The following is a 21,977-nucleotide window of genomic DNA, read 5'->3' as shown; positions in this document are numbered from 1 at the left end:
CTCCCTCCCCCCATCGGAAACCATGAAGCAAGTTCATCTCATCGCCTTTGTGCTGGCAGTGTCCTTCACCGGACTGCCTGAAGCTCAGGCCAGAAGCAAATCCAAGGCGCAGCTGCAAAAGCAGACCATCGTCGCCAGAGCGAAGCAGCTCGATCGTTCCGGCCCGGGTCGCGACGGCCCCGAGTTCAACCTCCCCAACAAGGGCCGCTCTATGTTCAAGGGCATGAAGGTGCTCTCCGACGGCCAACGATGGACCCTGGTTCCCGCGCTGTCGATTCTGGCACTTCCAGAAACCCACGCCTACCGGATCCCGGAAAAGGCCACCGGCACCTACGTCTCGTGGCCTGAATTCCTGCGCCACAACCGAGCCTGGCTGAGAAACTACCCGGTCTCAGTCAACACCATCAAAGGCACCACTCCTCTGACCGGACCGCAGCGAGACCACCTCGCGAAGGCCCAACTGGTCGCCATCGCGACCTACAACAACAACCCAGTCTCCGTCCTTCCACCTCGAGCCAAAGAATCCGATGAAAAATAATCCCCTTATTCTTGGGGCTCTCGCCTTAAGCGCCATCCCCCTGACGGCGAATCCCCTTAGCACTGATGATAACTACGAGAATATCATCATTCAAATCCAGACCAACGAGTTTGGGGAAGAGGTCCGTGCTTCGTTGACCAATCTGGCCAAGCAGGGCACCGACGTGGCTCCACTCCCTATCCTCTATGGTGATTCACTTTTCGAGCTGTGGTCCCTCAACAAGACCACCGGCGAGCAAAAGCTACTCGACACCACCATCGTCAACGGGATTTACAGTCCGCAGATCACTCTGGTCACACCGGATCCCAACGACACCCCGACCAAGCCACGGACACGGGTCGACGTAGGGTACTCGGTGCAGATCGACGGCATCAGCCCCGCCTATCACGACGCGGCAGCCAACCTCCTTGTGATGCTCTACAATCTGGAGCCCTACGAGCCAGAGTCTTTCCAGCACCCACCGGCTTACACCACCGATTACGCATCGGCCACAGACGTCTCGTCCACACTGGCCACCATGATGAGCAATTCGGTCTCCTACAGCTCTGGCTTTGTAGTTGATGACTGGACTGTCGTCGGAGGAACGGAAACCTTCAGCATCTGGGAACCCGCAGCAGACGGCGGACCGGCAATCGTGGCGGACACCTGCTCCGTCCAAATCTGGCCGGTCGCGACCATTGCTCTGGACCCCGACGCAACCATCGAACCAGGCAAGATCTACCGCAATTTCAAGCCGATTAAGATCAACATGAACAACCTCTACGCCAAAGATGATTGGAGTGTGGAGATCGTGGATGCCACCAGCACCACCACTGAAATCCTCAGTGGCACGGTGATTGGCGACAAGCCCCAGTTCCGTCAGATCCAGATCGCCAACCTTGCGGATTACCTCCCCGGCTCGGGCGACTACGTCCTCCGGGTCACCCAACAAGCGGAAGGCCTCGATCCGGTGCCTGTGGAACACCTCAGTGTCTCCTTCTCCTACGATCGCCGCATCACGGTGAACGGTCAGGTCGGGACCGCTGAATAAGCCACCAATCCATCTCATAGCCGCCCCCGGAGTACTCTCCGGAGGGCGGCTTTTTTGTCGGCTCTGAGGCAGATCTCCCCACTTTCGGCGAATGAGTCAACGCTCAGCATTGATCGGTCGACGCTGGTTGTGTATTGCTCCATCGATTCATGTCCACGCCGCTGCAGCCGAAATCTCCCCTTGTCATTCCGTTCCATTCGGGTGGCGAGCTCTTGTTGCGCCCTCTCACTCCAACCAAGGATGACCGGCAGCGTTGCCACAATGCATTCGATCGACTCTCCCCCGAGGCAAGGATGAGCCGGTTCTGGACCCGCTCACAACACCTCAGCGATAAAGTTGTAACCCGCCTGATCACTGCGGACCAAATCCACGACGTCGTTTGGGCTGCGATCGACCCCAACCGCCCGTGGATCCCCGGCCTCGGCGGAGCCTCTTTCTGGAGCAGCAACCAGCCCGCTCATTGCGCTGAGTTTTCAATCACCATAGGAGATCATTATCAAAACCAAGGCCTCGGCACCTTGCTCCTGGCTCTACTCTGGACCATCGCCCGGCATCGGGACATCCGGGAATTCGTAGCCCACATACGCCCGGAGAACAAACCCGCACTCCATTGGCTCGGTGCCATGGGAGGCACCAGCAAAGCGGAGGCCGGTGAGATCATTGTAGAGTGGCCGCTGATCCCGGCACAGCGCCTGCTCGCATCCCGTTCGGCCACACAGCGCGCCGTTGGCCAGCGCATGAAGCAACTTGAGCCGCTACTCTTCCCAAACACATGAGCAACACAACCCTCGCTCTTCGGAACCGTTCAGCGTTCCGTGACGCCCTGGTCGATTGGTTTCATCTCAATGCCAAGGACTACCCATGGCGCCGCACGACCGATCCCTACGCGATCCTGGTCTCGGAGATGATGCTCCAACAGACCCAGGTAGCGACGGTTCTCGACCGTGGCTACTACACGCGCTGGCTCGAACGCTTCCCAACAGTCCACGAGCTCGCTGCGGCAGACGAATCGACGGTTCTCTCGCTTTGGGAGGGACTCGGCTATTACAACCGCGCACGCAACCTGCAAAAGGCGGCTCAAGCGATCGTCCACGATCACGGAGGGCAGTTCCCCGAGGCGCTCGACACCATACTCGATCTTCCCGGAATCGGCCGATACACAGCCGGCGCCGTCTACTCGTTCGCTTACGACCGCCCAGCCCCGGTGGTCGACGCCAACGGCATCCGTGTCATTACCAGGCTCACCCATTTCGAGGGACTAAGCGACAACGCGGCCGGCCAGAATTTCATCTGGAGCACCGCTGGCAGACTGGTAGACACCGACCGCCCGAGAGCATTTAATTCCGCTCTGATGGAGCTCGGCCAGCGCATCTGCACCCCGAAATCCCCCGCCTGCAAAGATTGCCCGGTTGGAGAATGGTGTGCCACCTATCAATTCGGCCACGATCCGGAACCACTGCCCCACAAAAAGCCCCGCCGCGCCACGGTCGAGCTTGCCGAACACGCGGTTTTCGCCATCGACCGGCAACACGAGGCCATCCTGCTCCACCACGAGCAAGGCAGTCGTCGCAAGGGGCTGTGGAAACTGCCTCTACGCCCGGTTGAAGATTTCGGCAGTGCATCGCCTTGCTACGAAGCCCGTTATGCTATCACCCACCACCGGGTGCAATTGGCGGTGTATGAGATGAGTGCGGCGGAGATCGCCCAGGCAGAGGGCGACCGCTGGATCGCTTGGGAAAATCTCGCCGACCTGCCGATGGCTGCCCCCTTCCGCAAAGCGGTCAACGCTCTGATGAAGGAGGTCCGAACCCCATCTAGCAACCTCACAGGTTAGAAAACTGCACATTAGGGTCACTACAGGGGCCCACACCTAGATTTCTCTGGTTAACATTATAGAAACACTTGATAACAAGCAGGCAACTCAACCCACCCCATGAAACGCCTGCTTCTACTCACAGCAGTTGCGGCCATCACCGCAGCTCCACTCCATGCCCGCACCTGGACCAACGCGGATGGAAAGTCCATCAACGCCGAATTCGTCCGCTTGGAAGGTGACGACCAGATTGTCATTAACATGCGAGGCAAGGACTACACGGTACCACTTGCCAAATTCTCCGAGGCGGACCAGCAGTGGGTAGCGGAATACAAACAAGCCCAGACGGAAAAGCTCAAGGGGATGGTCGGAAGAATGGACCACAAGCCGATCGACACCCGGCTTTTCCCTGAATGGAAGGAATACTACAAAACATCCGATCGCAGAGATGTTTTGACGGCGTTCGAAAATGGCGCTTGGGACGATATTAAAAAGAGTAGTCCGGAACAATGGATGGCTCGTGACTTGGAAAAAGACACCTGCTCAATCTACGTACCTCCATCTTATGACGGCAGCGAACCATACGGCCTCTACTTGAACATCCACTCGGGTGACAACGCTTATATTGACCGCGCATGGCATCCGATCTTCGACGAAATGAAGGTCATCGCGGTTTCGGTTAACGGAGCAGGCAATAATCAAGCAATGCTCCGCCGCATTTGCCTCTCGATCGATGCGTACACCATGATCGAACGAGATTATAAAATCGATCCTGAGAGACGCGTTGTTGGCGGAGGTTCAGGAGGTGGGCACATGGCCTTCTTCACAGCCGCCATGTTTCCGGACAAATTTGTTGGAGCCCTGAGTTACGCGGCGCAAAGCTACCTTCCCGGCAATCACTTGCGGATGAGCTCTCACTTTTCCGGCCTCACCGAAAAGGACTTCACTCGCGGAAAACGCAAGGAGATCAAGTGGATGGTAGTCTCGGGGGACAAGGATTATAACTACCAGCACATCCTCAACACATCGAAGGACTGGCACCGCAACCGCATGCAGTACCAATTCATGGACATCAAAGGAATGGGGCACAGTTACCCCTCCGTTGAGAACTTCCGCAAAGCGCTGGAATGGGTCGGCATGTAACGATGCCAATGCCCGACCGGCCTACGTCGCCCTGAGCGTAGGTCGGAGGCTTTCATCAGGCACGGCCGCCCCGGATTATCCGAGCAACTTCTCGCGGATCATACCAGTGACGACCTGCGGATTGGCTTTGCCCTTCGACGCCTTCATCACCTGGCCGGTGATCCAGTTGACGAGCTTTTCGTTACCGCCCTGGATCTCTGCGACCTTGTCCGGGTTGGCATTGATTGCTTCGTCGACCAGCGCTTCGATGGCTCCGGTGTCGGAGACTTGCTCGAAGCCCTTTTCTTTGGCAATGGCGGCCGGTTCCTGACCCGGAGCATCCCACAACACGGTGAAAACCTCCTTACCCTGGTTGTTCGAGACCTTGCCTTCATCGATCATTGCCACCAATGCGGCGAACTTCTCCGGAGTCACAGGGCACTGGTCAATCGTCAGATCTTCCGCGTTGATGCGGCCGAGCAATTCATTGATCACCCAGTTGGCGAGCTTCTTACCCGATTTGCAGCCCTTGGCCGCAGCCTCAAAGTAATCCGCCAACGGACGCTCGGCGGTCAGTACCGCGGCATCGTAGTCCGTCATACCGAACTGCTCGACAAAGCGCTCGCGCTTCGCTGCCGGAAGTTCCGGCACCTCGTGCTTCACCGACTCCACCAACGCGGTGGTCTCCACCGGTGGGAGATCCGGATCCGGGAAGTAACGGTAGTCATGCGCGTCTTCCTTGGTACGCATCAACTGTGTCTCGCCCAAGTCGTCGTCCCAGCGGCGGGTGCTCTGCACCTGCTCGATGCCCATGTCCAACTCTTCGGCCTGACGCTCGATCTCGTAGTACAACGAACGGCGCACCGCGGAAATCGAGTTGAGGTTCTTGAGCTCGATCTTGGCACCGAGTTCCTGCTGGCCTTTCGGACGCAGTGACACGTTGACGTCGCAGCGCATCTGGCCCTTTTCCATGTCGGCGTCGGAAATGTTGCCGTAGACAAGGATCTGACGCAGCGCGTTGAGGTAAGCCACAGCTTCCTCCGGGGTCTCCATATCCGGCATCGACACGATCTCCATCAGCGGCGTACCAGCTCGGTTGAAATCGATCAGGCTGCGCTTCTCGGCATGGGTGCTTTTCGCCACGTCCTCCTCAAGGTGGATGTGGTCGAGACGGATCACGCGAGGCTCGCCTTTGATCTGCTTCTGCACGTCCTTAGGGTAATGCAGCACGTCGAGTGTGACCGAGCCCGCATCGCACAGCGGCGCATGCAGCTGCGAAATCTGGTAGTTCTTCGGCATGTCCGGATAGAAGTAGTTCTTCCGGTCCCACTTGCTGATCGTCGGCGTGGTGCAGCCCAGCATCATGCCAGCAACGATGGTCTTCTCGATCGCTCGCTTGTTCAGCACCGGCAGTGCGCCAGGCAGGCCCATGCACACCGGGCAGGTGTTGCTGTTGGGTTCATCGCCGAAACTCGTTGGGCAGGAACAGAACATCTTGGTCTGTGTCTTGACCTGGCAGTGGACTTCGAGGCCGATGGTAACGAGGTAGTTCACGGTACTGAGGAAAGTTGGGTTCGATCGAAAAGGGGCACCGTAGCCGACCTTCGTCCGCCCGGCACGCGCGCCCGATGACTATATGCCGATTGACCTGATGTGCCAGAGAAAGGGCGAACAAATCCGGAGTGCGAGCCGCTCCGGAGTCCGCCAATTCAACCTCACCTAAACCTGCCCGTTCAGGACAGCGGCAATGTGCGGGGTGAAAAGCTCAGGCTCGAGCAGGAATGAGTCGTGCCCTTTATCGGAATGCACGGTGATGTGCATGCAACGGACGTCGTTGGCCTCAAGGTGGCGCACGATTTCCTGCTGCTCCTCCGGATAGAAGCAGAAATCCGAATCAATCGAAAACACGAGGTAGCGGTGATTGTGCTCACGCGCGCCGGCAAACAACTCGGACACGGTCTCGAAGCCGGAATCGCGCACCGGATCGAAGCGCGCCCACATGTCGATGATGCGGAGGTACGTATTGGCGTCGAAGCGCTCAACGAACTTTTTCCCCTGATAGAGCATGTACGACTGGAAGGGGTCGCGCACCTCGTACCAGGCGAGTTGGCCTTCCGGCTGGACGATGGTCCGGCGGGCCCGGCGCTCGATCGCATCCAGGTGGACGAAGGTTTTGTGGGAGATCATCCGCGCCAGAGCGAGTCCGTACTCGGGGCGGGTGCCGTCGTAGTAGTCGCCGCTGTTGAAGTGCGGGTCGTTCTCGATCGCCAGGATCTGCTCGAACAATATGAGTCGGTTGTAGACCGTGGTCTTCCAGCCGGTCGCGATCGGCATCACGATCTTCACCCGCTCCGGGTAGATCCAGGCGAAGTTCTGTGCCATCAGCCCGCCCACCGAAGGGCCGACCACGGCATGCAGCACGTCCACACCGAGGTGGTCGAGCAATGCAGCCTGCGATCGCACGACGTCGGCGATGGTCAGCTCGGGGAACGCGGAGCCATAGGGTTTCCCGGTTTCCGGGTTGGTCGAGGCAGGTCCTGTCGAACCATAGCAATGGCCGAGGTAGTTGGCGCAGACGATGCAGTATTTTTCCGTATCCAGCGCGCGGCCAGGTCCGATGAACTGATCCCACCAGCCGAGATGCAGCTCGGACGTCCAGCGCCGCTCCAACACGGGATCGTGCTCCGCGCTCAGTGACTCGTTGATCCCAGCCGCGTGATGCGCGCCAGACAACGCGTGGAAAAGCAAAATCACATTCGATTTGTCAGCATTCGGCTCACCGTACATTTCGTACGCCAAGGTCACCTCTGGCAACACCTTGCCATCAGCAAACTGCACACCCTTCCCCTCCGGTCCGGTGTGGCGGAAAAAGCGGGTCTCCACCACTCCATTGACGGACTCGATTGCCGCCTCTGTGGCTTGGCTCTTGGTCTCCGAATCTGACATAGCGAGCTCCACTATCGGGCATTGAACACGGCAGGCAACCTTGGAGCCGCGCAAATTTCTCTCCGCAAATTCCCTCGTCAATCCTACCAGAATCGCGCCAAACAAACACTTGCCGGGACTCCCCCTCCTATCCCAACATACCACCGCCTCCGAATCCGCGGAGATCAACCTCGTGAACCCATGAAATTGAATATCCTCAAACGCCTCGCCGCACTGACCGCAGGCATCGCCACCGCCTTCGCCATGACCAGCTGCTTCGAGCAGGAAAATAACACCAAGCTCAGCAAGGACGGCAGCGGCACCATCACCGAAACCACCGTCATCGGTGCCCAAATGGCCGGCATGATGAAAGGCCAAATGGGTGAAGGCGAAAACGACCTCACCAACGAAGCCAAGTATAAGGAAAAGGTCGCACGCATGGGCGAAGGCGTCGAATACGTCGGCCTCACCACCGAAGACACCGCGGACGGCGGCATGAAGATCGTTGCCAGCTACAAGTTCGAGGACATCTCGAAACTCAAGGGCGTAATGAGCGATGACGAAAACGCAGACTCCATGAGCTTCGAGTTCGAAAAAGGCGACACCAACAAACTCACCATCAAGCTCCCGAAAGAGCCAGCCGCCGAGAAGGGCGAAAAAGAAGAGACTCCCGAGATGACCGACGAAATGAAGGCCGCTCAGAAGCAGCAGATGCAGATGATGGCCGGCATGGTCCAGGGAATGAAGATCACCATGGCTCTTGAAGTCGATGGCGAAATCGTCAAGACCGACGCAGATCACGTCGACGGCAACAAGATCACCATCATGTCGGTGGACGTGGGCAAGGTCTTCGCCAACGAGGAAGCCCTTGAAATGCTCGACTCGCCGGAAGCCATGGACGACGTCGACACCCTGCGCGAACTCTCGAAGAAGATCGACGGCCTCAAAATCGAAGCCGACGACACCATCACCGTCGAGTTCAAGTAAGCGCCGCTCACTGAATTAAGTCATACCGACCACCCGCCGGCCATCGCCAGCGGGTGGTTTTTTTGTGGCAACGCCCCTGCTGTCCGTCCTATCCCCCCCCATCGCCCAGCTCAGGGAAACCAGAATCCACGCCCATGCTCCCAGCGCCAAAGGCGCGCCCCAACGAAGGGTAGTGTGCCAAAGATTCTGCAAAAAGGGTCATGATGATTGATTAGGTTTTTAACAAAACAAGAACCCCTAATCGTCACACCATGACCCCACGACCAGATAAGACCACAACGCCGCAGTTGAAAAGTATTCTTGCCGAGCAGGAAGATTTTCTGAGGCCCTTGGTTCAGAAATTGATGCAGGAGATGCTCGAAGAAGAAATGAACGAGACACTCCAGGCGGTAAAGTCAGAACGCAGCGACAGACGCCGAGGTTATCGCAGCGGCAGTTATCAACGCAGTCTCCTGACACGGGTAGGAAGGATCGAGCTGCGCGTCCCTCAAGATCGCGACGGACTCTTCAGCACCGAGATCTTCGATCGCTATCAACGCAGCGAGAAGGCTTTGGTAAGCACCCTGATCGAAATGTACGTGCAGGGCGTCTCGACACGTAAAGTCGCGCAGATCACCGAAGAGCTCTGTGGTCACCGAGTTAGCGCCAGTGTGGTAAGCAGGCTGAACAAAACGTTGGACGAAGAGCTTGAGAACTTTGCCCGACGCAAGCTCAACCACGCTTATCCTTACCTCATCCTGGATGCCCGCTACGAAAAGGTTCGAGAGAACGGCGTGGTGCGCAGCCAGGCTGTGTTGATCGCCATTGGCATCAGTTGGGATGGCCGACGGGAGGTCCTTGCGACCGAGCTCGATCAAAGGGAAAGCGGAAGCAGCTGGAAGAACTTCCTACTTCAACTCAAGCAACGCGGACTGACGGGTGTTGAGTTCTGCGTGACTGATAACCATGCCGGCCTGCGACGAGCTATCAGCGAAGTGCTTCCCGAGGCGCTGTGGCAACGCTGCTACGTCCACTTCCTTCGCAACGCTCTTGATCATCTACCTCGCAAGCATGACGACGACTGCTGCACCGAGCTGCGCTGGATCTATGACCGTCGAGACATCAATGAAGCGCGTCAGGATCTGCGGGCATGGTTGGCGAAGTGGGGAGGCAAATACCACAAGCTCTGTGACTGGGTCGAAAGTGAGATCGAAGAAACGCTCACCTTTTATCGACTTCCCAGAGAGCATCACAAGCATCTCAAAAGCACGAATATGCTCGAGCGACTCAATGAGGAGATTAAGCGTCGTACGCACATTATCCGAACCTTCCCCAACCAGGCTGCAGCCCAACGTTTAATCCGGGCTGTCACGCATCAAGTCCATGAGCAGTGGATCGATCAACACCGCTACCTGAACATGGATCACCTCAAAGAAGCCCAAAAGCTCAGCCTTACTTCAAATCAAACGTCCGCAGCCTGATCATCATCCATCAAACCCTTTTTGCAGAACTTGACGTACATAACCCAACGAAGCCCATGGCAACGCCATGGGATGACAAAACCCACAAGATCGAGCCCTGCAAGGGCGGCACAACTGCTCGCCACATTAGACCGCCCCTTCGGGGCTGATCGCATCCCCCCCGTTTTCCCCACGGCGGTGCCGTGGGCTACGATGGAACGCACCTACGGCGCTCAACCGAGGGATCTCCGATAGCGACAAAGAACTCGATGAGGCCCGTGAGCGATGCAGCCCAGCCCCCACGCCCCTCGTAAAACTCTAAAAACCTAACCACCTAAAACCTTAAAAAAACACCTCCCGCCGCGGACGCCAGACGTCTGCAACGGGAGGTGCTGAAAATCAACCGTCGGCACGGGGCGAACAGATCGCCCCGCGCGACTGGATTGAATTACTTGCCTTCCTTCTCCGCAAGCGCTGCCTGAGCGGCGGCGAGCTTGGCGATTGGGATACGGAATGGCGAGCAGGACACGTAGTCGAGACCTGCCTTGTGGCAGAACTTGACCGAGTTCGGGTCACCACCGTGCTCACCGCAGATACCCACTTTGAGGCCTGGGCGGGTCGAGCGGCCCTTCTCCACACCCATTTCCACGAGCTGACCGACACCGGTCTGGTCGAGGCTAGCGAATGGGTTGGTGGTCACGATCTCTTGCTCCTGGTATTCGTTGAGGAATCCACCAGCGTCGTCGCGGCTCATGCCGAGGCAGGTCTGGGTGAGGTCGTTGGTTCCGAACGAGAAGAACTCGGCGGTCTCAGCGATCTCGTTAGCGGTCAGAGCTGCACGTGGCACCTCGATCATGGTTCCGACGGTGTATGCGAGCTGGTCTTCGGTGAGACCGTACTTCTCGCGCACTTCGCCAGCCACGGTGTCGATCACTTCCTTCTGGAGGTCGAGCTCCTTCTTGAAGCCAACGAGTGGCACCATGATCTCAGGCTTGGCGCCGTCGACTTCAGCAGCGGCCTCGAGGATCGCACGTGCCTGCATCTCGGTGATCTCAGGGAAGACGATTCCGAGACGGCAACCACGGTGACCAAGCATTGGGTTGAACTCGTGGAGTTCAGCCACACGGCGCATGATCTCTTCCACCTGGATGCCCATCTTGTTGGCCAGGTCGAGCTGCTGCTCCTTGGTGTGAGGAAGGAACTCGTGAAGTGGTGGATCGAGCAAACGGATGGTACCTGGGCGGCCTTCAAGTGCGGTGAAGATACCGACGAAGTCTTCCTTCTGGTATGGAAGAAGCTTGGCCACTGCCTCGCGGCGTGCGTTCTCGCTGTCGGCAAGGATCATCTCACGCACAGCGTCGATACGGTCGCCTTCGAAGAACATGTGCTCGGTACGGGTAAGACCGATACCTTCAGCACCGAACGCGATTGCGTTCTTCACCTGCTCAGGCGAGTCGGAGTTGGTGCGCACGTTGAGCTTACGCAGTTCGTCCGCCCAGCTGATGAGCTGTGCAAACTTCTTGTAGTCGTCGTGACTCATGGCTTCTGCATCACCTTGGATGAGGCCCTGCACCACGCGGCTTGGAGCGGTCTTGATCTCACCAGCGTAGATGTCACCGGTGGTTCCGTTGATCGAGATGTACTCACCTTCCTTGATGGTCACGCCGCCAGCTTTGACGGTCGCGTTTGCGTAGTCGATCTCCACTTCAGCAGCACCACAGACGCAGATCTTACCCATCTGACGGGCAACGAGTGCGGCGTGCGAGGAAACACCACCACGGCTGGTAAGAATACCCTCAGCAGCAATCATGCCGCGAAGGTCTTCCGGGGAGGTCTCAACACGGGTGAGAACCACTTTCTCGCCACGAGCGGCTGCTGCCACTGCGTCTGGAGCGTGGAAGTAAATGCGGCCACAAGCGGCACCAGGACCTGCAGGCAGACCTTTACCGATCTTGTTGGCTTCGCGCTCAGCCTTGGCGTCGAAGATAGGAGCAAGCATGTGCTCAAGGTCTTCTGCCGGGATACGGCGGATGGCGTCTTCCTTCTGGATGAGGCCTTCGTTCACCATGTCGATGGCGATGTGCACGGCTGCGAGACCGGTACGCTTACCGTTACGGGTCTGAAGGATGTAGAGCTTGCCGTCTTCAACGGTGAACTCAAGGTCCTGCACGTCCTTGAAGTGGTTCTCCAACTTCTGGCGCACTTCGAGGAGCTCCTCGTACGATTTTGGAAGGTCGTTGACCATTTCCGCGACTGGCTTCGGCGTACGCACACCTGCCACCACGTCTTCACCCTGGGCGTCGACGAGGTACTCACCGTAGAACACGTTCTCACCGGAAGCCGGGTCACGGGTGAATGCCACACCGGTACCGGAGGTCTGACCGCTGTTACCGAACACCATTGCCTGGACGTTCACTGCGGTACCCCACTCGGCTGGGATGCCGTACTTACGACGGTAAACCTTCGCACGGTCGTTGTTCCAAGAGGTGAACACAGCCTTCACTGCGCCCCAGAGCTGGGTCATTGGGTCCTGTGGGAAATCGTTGCCGGTGCGCTCTTTGATCAGTGCCTTGAACGCTTCCACGATGCCCTTGAGGTCTTCGCCGGTGAGGCCGGTGTCGACAGCCACGCCACGCTTTTCGCAAGCAGCGTCGATGATGGCTTCGAATGGATCGTGATGCTCGTCTTCGTACTGCTCGACGCCCATCACCACTTCACCGTACATCTGGAGGAAGCGACGGTAGCTGTCGTAAGCGAAACGCTCGTTACCGGTCTTGGCGGCGAGGCCAGCCACGACTTCGTCGTTGATACCCAGGTTGAGGATGGTGTCCATCATGCCTGGCATCGAGTCACGGGCACCCGAGCGCACCGAGAGGAGCAGTGGGTTGTTCACGTCGCCGAACTTTTTGCCCATGGTCTCCTCGATCTTGCCGAGGTTCTCCTTCACCTCGTCGTCGAGAGTCGCTGGGAGCGTGCGTCCGTTATCGTAGTAGTAGGTGCAGACCTCGGTGCTGATGGTGAAACCGGCAGGCACTGGAAGGCCAATGCGGCTCATCTCTGCAAGGTTGGCGCCTTTGCCACCAAGGAGTTCACGGAAGGTGCCGTCGCCGTCAGCCTGTCCTCCGCCAAAGAAATAAACGTTCTTGCCCTCGATCACGCGGGCGGCCTCTGTTGCGGGCGAATTGTTATTCGATTCTGCCATAGTATTGGTAGTTTTTCGTTAGCCGATTTGAGTTACCCAAGCCGTCTTTGGCTGGGGTAACACATCAAATCCGATCGAACACTAATTGCCCAGATTTTTGAGTCAATTCTCCAATGGTTTGAGAATAAACCGCCAGCTGGAAGTTTTCACCAAATCGGAAAATAAGTGCTCAAACCCGCCAATCAGCGGACCTCGCGCGCCCATTTGCCTCATTGACGCCGCACGCCCTTCAGCCTTTATTTTCGGCCATCCCTCACGTACTTTTACCGCGACCAATCGATCAAAAAAGTCACAGCGGCCCGCCCCGGAACCATGCACGACCACCAGACATCTTCCCCTGCTCCCGACACCAGCGCCATCATCACCAAGCTGCGCAAACTTGGCATGCGGAAAACCACCGCTCTGACCCAGGTCCTCGACGCCCTGGCCTCGTCCGACCTCCCTGTCACCATCGCCGAAATCAGCGAACGCATCGCCAGCGACTCCCGCTGCGACCCGGCCACCATCTACCGCATGCTCGAAAAGCTCGAGCGCGCCGGAGTCGTTCGCAAGCTCGGCATGCACGAGCGCGCCATGTACTTCGAACTACTGCGACCCGGCCACCACGGCGACTACCTCCTTTGCACCACCTGCGGGAAAATCACCAAAATCCCCGCAGCCTGTCCTGTCGAGCACTTGGAAAACCACCTCAAGTCGGAGTCCGGCTACCGCAACCTCACCCACGAACTCGTCTTCTACGGCATCTGCCCCGACTGCCCGGAAGAGGATCCAGCCTTAGCCTAACCGGCATGCGCCTCGGCACTACAGGGCCGCAAATCTACCGCGCAGCCCCGCGCCACCGCCGACTAACCGCTTCAACTTAAACTTGGAGCGCGGTCACACTTCGCCTCGGACACCCGTTGACCTCGCCCAATCCCCGCGGATAATGACAGACCAATCATTATCCGTCCCATGAGCACCTCGTCACAGATCCGGCAAAGCTTCCTCGACTTCTTCAAAGAAAAGCAGCACACCATTGTGCCGTCCGCATCCCTGATGCCACAGAGCCCAGGCCTGCTTTTCACCAACGCCGGGATGAACCAGTTCGTGCCGTACTTCCTCGGCACCGACAAACCCGACTTCTCACCGGGACGCGCCACCGACACCCAGAAGTGCATCCGCGCAGGTGGCAAGCACAACGACCTGGACGATGTCGGTTACGACACCTACCACCACACATTCTTCGAGATGCTCGGCAACTGGTCGTTCGGCGACTACTTCAAAGCCGAAGCCATCGCCTGGGCATGGGAATTGATCGTCGAGCGCTGGGGCTTCCCTGCCGAGCGCCTCTACGCCACCGTCTACCGCCCGAACAAAGACGCCAACGATCCGGGCGAGTTCGACCAAGAGGCCTATGACATCTGGGCCAAGCTCTTTGAAAGCAAAGGTCTCGATCCAAAAGTCCATGTCGTCGATGGCAACGTGAAGGACAACTTCTGGATGATGGGGGAAACCGGGCCATGCGGACCGTGCTCGGAGCTCCACTTCGACCTCACCCCGAATGGCGACACCAAAGGCGCACTCGTCAACCAGGACTCGGACCAGTGCATCGAGATCTGGAACCTCGTCTTCATTCAGTTCAACGCCGAAGCCGATGGATCATTCCGCGAACTGCCAGCCCGCCACGTCGACACCGGCATGGGCTTTGAGCGCGTGGTCTCGATGATCCAGCGCACCAAAAACTTCACCGACTTCTCGCAGCGCGTCTCCAACTACGCCACCGACGTCTTCGCCCCGATCTTCGCCAAGCTCGAAGAACTCAGCGGCAACAAATACGAAGACATCTACCCGGCTCCGGGATCGAACCCAGACTCGCACGACGATGCGCTCAAGAAAGCCATCGCCTTCCGCGTGGTGGCCGACCACATCCGTACGCTCTCGTTCTCGATCGCCGATGGGATCCTGCCAGGCAACAACGGGCGCAACTACGTGCTGCGCCGCATCCTGCGCCGCGCCGTCCGCTACGGCCGCACACTCGGATTCACCGGCGACAAGCCATTCCTCTCCGAGCTGGTCCCAGTTCTCGTGGCAGAGATGAAGTCTGTTTTCCCAGAGATCGAAACCCGCAGCAAGGCGGTGATCGAAACCCTCGACCGCGAGGAAACCAGCTTCAACGAAACTCTCGACCGCGGGCTCGCCATGTTCGAAAAAGCCGCCACCGAGACCGATTCCACCTTCCCGGGCGATGTCGCGTTCAAACTCTACGATACGTTCGGCTTCCCGATCGACCTCACCCAGCTGCTCTCCGCCGAGCGCGGCCTCAAGGTCGACATGGACACCTTCAACCAGCTGATGGAACACCAGCGCGACCTCGGCCGCGCCGCCCGCTCCAGCGAACTGGTCCGCGCCGCGGAAATCGCCACCGACGCCGTGACTGAGTTCGTCGGCTTCGACCAGGACACAACCACCGCCACCGTCACCGAGATCCACCAGCAGGACGACCACTGCTTCGTCATCACCGACAAGACGCCGTTCTTCGTCGAGATGGGTGGTCAGCACGGCGACCAGGGAACCCTGACCAAGAACGGCACCGAGATTGCCGTCGACTTCGTCCAGCAGCTCGGTCAGGCCCGCGCCCACGCGGTGGCCGCCGACGCCGACTTGGCCGTGGGAGATGAAGTAACACTCGCCATCGATCCAGCGCGCCGCCGCCCGATCGAAGCCCACCACAGCGCAACCCACTTGCTCCACTGGGCACTCCACAAAGCCGTCTCGTCCGACGCCACACAGCAAGGGTCGTTGGTCACCCGCAACCGCTTGCGTTTCGACTTCAACTCCAGCGCCCTCACGCCTGAGCAGATCACCGAGATCGAAAAGCTGGTCAACGGTGCCATCGAAAGCGGTCACTCGGTTTCGTGGAAAGAAGTACCACACACCGAAGTCCAGAAGCGCGACGACATCATGCAGTTCTTCGGCGACAAGTACGGCGACGTCGTGCGTGTCGTCCAGATCGGAGGCGAAGCCCAAGCACTCAACGGCTACTCGATGGAACTTTGCGGAGGAACCCACGTCACCAATACCAAGGACATCGGACTCTTCAAGATCAAGAGCGAAGGCGCTATCTCCGCTGGTGTGCGCCGTATCGAAGCACTCTGCGGCGATGCCGCCTGGTCGTGGATCCAGGGCCAGTTGGACGAAAACACAAAGGAAGAACGCGTCCTGCGCGACAAGGTGGAAGCCATCAACGAGCAACTCACCGCGCTGGAGCAAGACACCTTCGCTGTGAAAGACTTCCCGCACATCATGGGCGGACTGCTCGTGGAAAGCGGCTTCGACAACATCAACGCAGCATTCAACGCAAGCCTCGAGCACCTCGACAAACTCCGCCACACCGCTATCGAAGCAGAGAAAGCGCTTAAGAAGGCCCAGGTCGGCGCCGCTGCGAAACAAGCAGACGCCACCATCAGCGAACTTGTCGAAAAGGGCGGCAATATCGTGCTCGCCACCGAGGGCACACCGCAACTCCTCCAAGAGCTGCTCAACGGCCTTAAGAAGCGTCAGTTCGGCGGTGCCGGATTCCTCATCGTCGACGACGGAGACAAACTCCATCTCGGCGCATTCTGCGGTGACCAAGCCCTCGCGGCTGGCCACAAAGCCGGTGACCTGATCCGCAACCTGGCCGCCACCGCAGGCGGCAAGGGCGGAGGCAAGCCAGACCAGGCCCGCGGCGCCGCTCCTCAGCGCGAGAAGCTCGACGAGCTCACCGCCGCCGCAAAAGAGGCGCTGGCGTAGTGGAGTTTGAGCAATAGGCCCTATAGGACCAATAAATCCTATAGGGCTGCCAACCTCACAGCTCACCAGCACGCCAACGATTCGAGGTCACTGAAAACTGAACACCAGCAAACTTCTATGACCATCCTCATCACCGGCGCATCCAGCGGCATCGGTCGCGCCCTGGCCCTCGCGCTCGTCGACCGCGGAGAAACCGTCCTTGGTGTCTCGCGCGACACCTCACGCCTGCCCAAGGGCGTCACCGGCATCCGCGCCGACCTCACCCGAGACAACGCTGCCGATAAGATCTTCGCCAAGGCTCCGCCAATCGATGTGCTGGTCAACTGCGCGGGCAAAGCCTGGCTCTCCCCCATCTCCTCCGGGGATCCCAACCAATGGGACGAGATGTGGAAAATCAACGTGCGCTCACTGGCTACCTGTTGTCAGGCATTCCTCAAACAAGAGGGACGCGCATCCGGCACCATCATCAACGTCTCGAGCATGAGCGGCTGGCGCGTGCCGCCAAGTGGTGGGTTTTACTCGCCAACCAAGTTCGCCGTCCGTGCCATCACCGAAGCGCTGCGAGGCGAACTCCGCGCCACCGGATCCCCAGTACGCGTCGGCAGCATCTCACCGGGCTTTGTCGACACCCCGCTGCTCAACGACTACTTCCACGGTCGCGAAGCCCAGCTCGCCGACCAACGGGCCTCCATCAAAATGCTCAGCCCGGAGGACGTCGCCCACGCCATTATCCAAATGATCGATGCCCCAGCCCACGTAGAAATCGGCGACATCCAAATGCGCAGCATCGATCAAAAAGCCTGAGAGAATAGCGCCTGAGGCCTCTCCTCGAGCCTCAGACGAACGGAGTGAAACACAAAAAATCCCGCAGGCACCGGAACACCTGCGGGATACGTTGATGTAAATCGTTGGAGAGGCGCGTTACGCAGCTTCCTTCTCTTCTTCAGCTGGAGCCTCATCGGCTTCTTTGCCTTCCCAAGGATCACTCTCCTGCATCGCATTGAAGAAGCTCTCCATGCCGCCCTGCAGCTTCTGCATCGCAGCTGGATCCTTTTGTGCCAAGCTCATCATGGCAGTCATCATGCGGGTCATGTGACCTTCCATCTGAGTCTGAAGCTTCTTGTTCATCGCCTCTTCGATCTCAGCCGACGGCTTGCCAAGCTTCTTCATTTCCTCGGAAATCTTAGGCACTTCCTCCTTAGCCAACTTCTGAATCGCAGCCACTGCGGTGTCCGCAGTCGCTTCGTCCGTCACCGACTCCACCTGGTCGACCATCTTACCAATCAACGCGACCATCTTGTCCCCCAATTTCTCGTAATCCGCTTGGTCAGCAGCGTGAGCGGAAAGTGGCAGCGCGATCACGCCAGCCACCACGGTAAGGAGGTATGCGAGTTTTTTCATGCCCGCAAAGTAGGAGCCTCCGCATGCTACGGGAAGCAAATTGTGCACCCCGATCCCATTATTTCTCTCCTCTCGAAAAAGAAAAACTCCCACAGGCATCACATCACCTGCAGGAGTTCTGAAAATCTATCGTTGCAGCTGAACTTACGCAGCCTCCTTCGCTTCTTCAGCCGGAGCATCTTCCGCGCCGTCATCCCAGCCACCAAAGGCATTCTCCATCGCATCGCTGAACCCCTGCATCGCTCCGTCCAGCTTCTCCATCAACTCTGGCTTCTGCTGCAACTCCATCATCACTGGCATCATCCGCATGAAGTGGGCCTGCATCTTCCCTTCCATCGCCTTCTCCACCGCCTCGTTGATCTCAGGTGATGGCTTCTTCATCCCCTTGGCCTCTTTGGCAATCGCCGCCACATCGTCTTTGGTGATCTTCTCAATCGCCGCCACCGCAGCATCCGCGGATGCATCATCCTTCACGGTCACCAGCTGATCCACCACCTTGCCAAACACAACCGCCGCCTTCTCGGCAATCGCCACGTACTCCGCCTCACCAGCCGCTTGCGCGGAAACAGGCAGCATCATCATGCTAGCCACAACAGTCAGAAAATATGCGAGCTTTTTCATGCTGGCACGCTACGGGCCAACAAGACCCTCGAAAAGCTAAAAACACGACACCTAACGGTTATAATTTCCATAATATCGACAGCGGACTTCTACGCCCGCCAGCCCTCACGGACTCGATCGGAATCCCAGCGATCCAGTCTTGCCGCGGGCGGCCAAATCGAGTCACCATGGCGGGACTATGAAGTTCACTTATTTCGGTCATTCCTGTTTCCTGGTAGAAATCGACGGTTGCCGGGTTTTGTTCGATCCATTCATTTCTCCAAACCCGCTCGCAGCAGACATCGACGTCGACTCCATTGAAGCCGACTATGTGCTCATCACCCACGGTCATGAGGACCATGTGGCGGACGCCGAGGCCATCCTCAAGCGCACCGGAGCCAAGCTCATCGCCAACTTCGAAATCGTGACTTGGTACGGAGCCAAAGGCATCGAGAACGCCCAACCGCTCAACCACGGAGGCAGTTGCACCACCGAGTTCGGCAAGGTTAAGTTCGTCAACGCCATCCACAGCAGCGTACTCCCCGACGGCACCTACGGCGGCAATCCCGGCGGGTTCGTGATCGAAACCAACGACGGCAATTTCTACGTCTCGGGCGACACCGCACTCACGCTCGACATGAAGTTGATCGCCGAATCCACCAAACTCACGTGGGCAGCCCTCTGCATCGGCGACACATTCACCATGGGCGTGGGCGATGCTGTCCGCGCCGCATCGATGGTAGGGGTCGACTATGTGATCGGTACGCATTACGATACCTTCCCACCGATCATGCTCGACCACGAAAATGCGGTGGGCATGTTCCACAACGCTGGCATCAGACTCCGCCTACCGAGTATCGGTGAGACGATCGAGCTCTAACCAGCGCCCCCGAAATCCCTCGTCCCCTTATGTTGCTTCGTGTCATCCGTTTGCTCACAACGGCCACCGTCCTTCTGACGGCGGCCACCGGATGCACCACGGCCGCGTCCGTAAGCCCATCCCCGACAACCACCGAGTCCCACCAGCACCGTCCGATGATGAACTTCGACCAACTCGAATGGACCAGCTTCGACGGTGCGACCTTTCCCTTCCGATATTGGAAGGCTGAGCGCAGCGCTACACGGGCTCTGGTAGTCGCCGTCCACGGACTGAACGGCTCGACACGCGACTTCGACACATTGGCCAAGAAGTTCGCCACACAAGGGGTCACCACACTGGCCTATGAAATGCGCGGCCAAGGCAACGACCCCGAACCAAGAAGGATCGGGGATATCCGCCGCACCAGCGATTGGAAGCGCGATCTCCACACCTTCGTCGCCCTTGCCCGCCAATCACACCCTGACACCCCCGTCTTCCTTTTCGGCGAGAGTCTTGGCGCTCTGATCGCTGTCCATTCGCTCACCTCTCTGCCCGAGCCGGACAAACGCATCGCCGGTCTAATGCTGGCCTCCCCTGTGGTCACCCTCAAAGGAAAGATCAGCCTGCCAAAGCAGCTGGCGCTGCAGATCGGCGCGCTGATGCTGCCCCGCTACCAACTCCCATTCACCGACCTAAGCGGCCAGTCCCCAGAGGAGATGATGGTCACCAGTGACGCCTCGTTACACACCAGCAGCGAACAAACCCCGTGGCTCGTATCGGAGTTTTCCCTCCGTTTCATCGCCACCGTCGGCCGCATGGTCAATGGCATGATCCCACGCGCGCCACGCATCACCTCCCCCACATTGGTTCTCTCAGGCCACAAGGACGTAGTCATGAATCCAGACGACATTCAGCGCTTTGTCGACGCCTTGCCAGACCAGCTCACCACCCACGTCGACTACCCGGAAGGCCACCACCTGCTGCTTTACGACAACGTCAGCCAGAGCGTCATCGACGACACTTGTCATTGGCTCGACGCCCAGCTTGAACTTCTAGAATCATCCAGCCCCGCAGCGAGCCAAAACGATTAGTTAGCTCCCCGCTGACGCACCGCTTCAAACAAACACACACCGGTAGCCACCGACACATTCAAACAGTCGACCTGGCCAACCATCGGAATCACTGCCAGGTAATCGCAGGATTCGGAAACCAAGCGGCGCATGCCCGTGCCTTCCATCCCCATCACAATCCCAGTGCGCCCGCGCATGTCGATCTCGTAAATCGAGGATTCACCACGATCCGAGGTCCCAACAAACCACATCCCGGCATCCTTTAGTTTGTCCATCGTGCGGGACAAATTGGTCACCGCGACCAACGGCGTGTGCTCTGCCGCTCCGCTCGCCACATGACGCGCGACATCTGTCAGCCCTGCCGACTTGTCCTTCGGGATCACCACCGCAATCGCCCCAGCCGCATTCGCCGAGCGCATACACGCGCCCAGATTGTGAGGGTCCTGCACGCAATCCAGCACCAACACCAACGCCGATTCATTCTTCTCCACCGCCCGCACCAACTCCGCCTCGCTCATCTGAGGAAGGTGGGTGGAAAAATCCGCGTGAGTGGATCCACGCTCAAATCGACGTCGTTGCTGTTTGGCCATGCCCGACAATACGCCCACCGCCAGCCCCCCGCAATCGGTGATGCAAGCGCAACCGGCGGCTCGCACTCATTTCCCCTTCCTCCAGCGGTCGACCTTACTCACGTTGACGCCATGTCGTTCCAAGAACGCCCCCACATCAAAGAGTAACCTCTGCTTTTCCTCATTACTTGCACCATGCGCGAGGCTGCATCGATACCCCTCATGTTCCTCAAGTAAGTTCAACGTGTAGACAGACTCCTCGTCATAGCACTCCAAGGTCAGCGCTATCGTCGCACACTTCGGAATCTGATACGGAGCTCCGCTGCCAACCTTCCCAATCTGAACATGAGTCTCCGTAACCGACAACACGATCGGCTTGCGCCCGATACCAAACGCCACGAGCCCGACCAGAAGAATCAGCCCCGTAAAACCGATAAAGATCCACAGAGTCGGATCGCCGTTCGTCATCCACAAGCGCACCCCCGCCCACACAAGGCCAACAAGACCCGCCGTCCAGATAACCATGAAGCCATCATAACCCGAGTCACGCCGATACGCTCTCGGGTCAATCACCAGCCGCTCTAGCACATCGGAGGAACCCATGTCGCCACGATGCTAGGGCCAATCGCCTTTGTGAACTCTGAAATCTCA

Annotated in this window: 19 protein-coding genes; 12 read left to right on the top strand and 7 right to left on the bottom strand. The window is 58.4% G+C overall.

All coding sequences use genetic code 11. From position 1 onward, the window contains the following. Nucleotides 1–22: 22 nt before the first annotated feature. From G3M56_RS02590 to G3M56_RS02570, 5 genes are all read left to right on the top strand, one after another. The gene (locus G3M56_RS02590; RefSeq protein WP_164363042.1) at nucleotides 23–538 is read left to right on the top strand and encodes a hypothetical protein; all 516 of its coding nucleotides are present in this window, start codon (nucleotides 23–25) and stop codon (nucleotides 536–538) included. After that, entirely contained in the window at nucleotides 528–1,568 is a 1,041-nt protein-coding gene (locus tag G3M56_RS02585; protein ID WP_164363040.1) for a hypothetical protein, read from the top strand. The genes G3M56_RS02590 and G3M56_RS02585 overlap by 11 nt, the downstream gene beginning before the upstream one ends. A gap of 149 nt (nucleotides 1,569–1,717) precedes the next feature. Further along, the gene (locus G3M56_RS02580; RefSeq protein WP_164363038.1) at nucleotides 1,718–2,344 is read left to right on the top strand and encodes a GNAT family N-acetyltransferase; all 627 of its coding nucleotides are present in this window, start codon (nucleotides 1,718–1,720) and stop codon (nucleotides 2,342–2,344) included. After that, complete coding sequence (locus G3M56_RS02575) at nucleotides 2,341–3,402, top strand: A/G-specific adenine glycosylase (protein ID WP_164363036.1); 1,062 nt, start codon at nucleotides 2,341–2,343, stop codon at nucleotides 3,400–3,402. Before G3M56_RS02580 ends, G3M56_RS02575 begins: the two co-directional genes overlap by 4 nt. Nucleotides 3,403–3,501: 99 nt before the next feature. Beyond that, the gene (locus G3M56_RS02570; RefSeq protein ID WP_164363034.1) at nucleotides 3,502–4,524 is read left to right on the top strand and encodes an alpha/beta hydrolase-fold protein; all 1,023 of its coding nucleotides are present in this window, start codon (nucleotides 3,502–3,504) and stop codon (nucleotides 4,522–4,524) included. Nucleotides 4,525–4,599: 75 nt separating this feature from the next. Here G3M56_RS02570 and gatB read toward each other — a convergent pair whose 3' ends face one another. Next, nucleotides 4,600–6,057 (bottom strand): Asp-tRNA(Asn)/Glu-tRNA(Gln) amidotransferase subunit GatB, encoded by a 1,458-nt coding sequence (gene gatB, locus G3M56_RS02565; RefSeq protein ID WP_164363031.1) that lies wholly within the window; start codon nucleotides 6,055–6,057, stop codon nucleotides 4,600–4,602. A gap of 165 nt (nucleotides 6,058–6,222) precedes the next feature. Continuing rightward, nucleotides 6,223–7,449 carry a homoserine O-acetyltransferase MetX gene (metX, locus tag G3M56_RS02560; protein WP_164363029.1) on the bottom strand — a complete coding sequence of 409 codons (1,227 nt, stop codon included), beginning with the start codon at nucleotides 7,447–7,449 and terminating at the stop codon, nucleotides 6,223–6,225. A 180-nt stretch (nucleotides 7,450–7,629) separates the two neighbouring features. Here metX and G3M56_RS02555 point away from each other — a divergent pair, with 180 nt between their 5' ends. Together G3M56_RS02555 and G3M56_RS02550 are read left to right on the top strand one after the other, a co-directional pair. Further along, nucleotides 7,630–8,415, top strand: coding sequence for a hypothetical protein (locus G3M56_RS02555; RefSeq protein WP_164363027.1), 786 nt, complete (start codon nucleotides 7,630–7,632; stop codon nucleotides 8,413–8,415). Nucleotides 8,416–8,666: 251 nt separating this feature from the next. Then, nucleotides 8,667–9,875 carry an IS256 family transposase gene (locus tag G3M56_RS02550; RefSeq protein ID WP_235203327.1) on the top strand — a complete coding sequence of 403 codons (1,209 nt, stop codon included), beginning with the start codon at nucleotides 8,667–8,669 and terminating at the stop codon, nucleotides 9,873–9,875. Nucleotides 9,876–10,302: 427 nt separating this feature from the next. Here the strand turns inward: G3M56_RS02550 and ppdK are convergent, their stop codons facing one another. Further along, nucleotides 10,303–13,056 (bottom strand): pyruvate, phosphate dikinase, encoded by a 2,754-nt coding sequence (gene ppdK / locus G3M56_RS02545; protein WP_164365687.1) that lies wholly within the window; start codon nucleotides 13,054–13,056, stop codon nucleotides 10,303–10,305. Nucleotides 13,057–13,368: 312 nt separating this feature from the next. On the opposite strand from ppdK, the gene G3M56_RS02540 reads away from it, so the two are divergent. The 3 genes from G3M56_RS02540 to G3M56_RS02530 all read left to right on the top strand — a co-directional run bounded on the left by G3M56_RS02540 (nucleotide 13,369) and on the right by G3M56_RS02530 (nucleotide 17,631). Beyond that, a complete protein-coding gene (locus tag G3M56_RS02540) occupies nucleotides 13,369–13,839 on the top strand; it encodes a Fur family transcriptional regulator (protein WP_164365686.1) in 471 nt (156 codons plus the stop codon). A gap of 168 nt (nucleotides 13,840–14,007) precedes the next feature. Beyond that, the gene (gene alaS, locus G3M56_RS02535; RefSeq protein ID WP_164365685.1) at nucleotides 14,008–16,827 is read left to right on the top strand and encodes an alanine--tRNA ligase; all 2,820 of its coding nucleotides are present in this window, start codon (nucleotides 14,008–14,010) and stop codon (nucleotides 16,825–16,827) included. Nucleotides 16,828–16,944: 117 nt separating this feature from the next. Further along, the gene (locus G3M56_RS02530) at nucleotides 16,945–17,631 is read left to right on the top strand and encodes an SDR family oxidoreductase (RefSeq protein ID WP_164365684.1); all 687 of its coding nucleotides are present in this window, start codon (nucleotides 16,945–16,947) and stop codon (nucleotides 17,629–17,631) included. A gap of 117 nt (nucleotides 17,632–17,748) precedes the next feature. On the opposite strand, the gene G3M56_RS02525 is transcribed toward G3M56_RS02530, so the two are convergent. Together G3M56_RS02525 and G3M56_RS02520 are read right to left on the bottom strand one after the other, a co-directional pair. After that, entirely contained in the window at nucleotides 17,749–18,228 is a 480-nt protein-coding gene (locus G3M56_RS02525; RefSeq protein ID WP_164365683.1) for a hypothetical protein, read from the bottom strand. Nucleotides 18,229–18,372: 144 nt separating this feature from the next. Then, complete coding sequence (locus tag G3M56_RS02520) at nucleotides 18,373–18,849, bottom strand: hypothetical protein (protein ID WP_164365682.1); 477 nt, start codon at nucleotides 18,847–18,849, stop codon at nucleotides 18,373–18,375. Nucleotides 18,850–19,027: 178 nt separating this feature from the next. Between G3M56_RS02520 and G3M56_RS02515 the strand changes: the two genes are divergently transcribed. Then, nucleotides 19,028–19,708 carry a metal-dependent hydrolase gene (locus G3M56_RS02515; RefSeq protein ID WP_164365681.1) on the top strand — a complete coding sequence of 227 codons (681 nt, stop codon included), beginning with the start codon at nucleotides 19,028–19,030 and terminating at the stop codon, nucleotides 19,706–19,708. A gap of 29 nt (nucleotides 19,709–19,737) precedes the next feature. After that, nucleotides 19,738–20,778: an alpha/beta fold hydrolase gene (locus G3M56_RS02510; RefSeq protein ID WP_235203546.1), complete on the top strand. Its 1,041-nt coding sequence runs from the start codon at nucleotides 19,738–19,740 to the stop codon at nucleotides 20,776–20,778. Here the strand turns inward: G3M56_RS02510 and rlmB are convergent. Beyond that, complete coding sequence (rlmB, locus tag G3M56_RS02505) at nucleotides 20,775–21,347, bottom strand: 23S rRNA (guanosine(2251)-2'-O)-methyltransferase RlmB (protein WP_164365679.1); 573 nt, start codon at nucleotides 21,345–21,347, stop codon at nucleotides 20,775–20,777. The genes G3M56_RS02510 and rlmB overlap by 4 nt on opposite strands. 66 nt (nucleotides 21,348–21,413) lie before the next feature. Next, nucleotides 21,414–21,929, bottom strand: coding sequence for a hypothetical protein (locus tag G3M56_RS02500; RefSeq protein WP_164365678.1), 516 nt, complete (start codon nucleotides 21,927–21,929; stop codon nucleotides 21,414–21,416). Nucleotides 21,930–21,977: the final 48 nt, after the last annotated feature.

Source organism: Sulfuriroseicoccus oceanibius, from assembly GCF_010681825.2.
Classification (GTDB): Bacteria; Verrucomicrobiota; Verrucomicrobiia; order Verrucomicrobiales; family SLCJ01; genus Sulfuriroseicoccus; species Sulfuriroseicoccus oceanibius.
Note: the sequence above shows the minus strand (reverse complement) of the source record. Positions and strands in the feature narration are given on the sequence as shown.